The organism is Microbacterium sp. MTN4-26, from assembly GCF_042846595.1.
GTDB classification, from domain to species: Bacteria; Actinomycetota; Actinomycetes; order Actinomycetales; family Microbacteriaceae; genus Microbacterium; species Microbacterium luteum.
In genome coordinates, this window is the sequence record NZ_BTGO01000058.1 from 1 (window position 1) to 472 (window position 472).

The following is a 472-nucleotide window of genomic DNA, read 5'->3' on the forward strand; positions in this document are numbered from 1 at the left end:
CCTGTCGCTGTGGACCACGCAGCCGGCGACGTCGCCGCGCATCGCGACAGCGTTCTCGAGCGCCTGAACTGCCAACCGGGACTTCATCCTCGAGTCGATCGAGTACCCCACGATCTTGCCGGAGCACGCGTCTTTGATTGCGCAGCAGTAGAGCTTGCCTTCAGCGGTTTTGTGCTCCGTGATGTCGACGAGCCAGAGCTGGTTCGGGGCATCGGCGGCGAAGACGTGCCGGGTTCGGCCGTCCTCGTCGACGACCGCGCACAGGTCGTCGTGGACCGGCGGTCCCGGCTTCTTGCCGTTACGGCCCCGCTTCTTCCCGAACGCGGACCACCAGCCGTTGCTCGACGCGATCCGCCACGCGGTGCGGTCCGACATCGCCTCACCCGCGTCGCGGGCCTCGTCCGCCAGCAGCCTGTGCCCGAACTCCGGGTCGTCACGGTGCGCGTCGAACAGCGCGTTCGCGCGATACGCC

Annotated in this window: 1 protein-coding gene; it reads right to left on the reverse strand. The window is 68.2% G+C overall.

Annotation, left to right across the window (positions count from 1 at the left end; all coding sequences use genetic code 11):
• A partial coding sequence (locus tag ACGG9C_RS17070) for a transposase (RefSeq protein ID WP_390178958.1) occupies window positions 1-472 on the reverse strand: 472 nt, incomplete at both ends.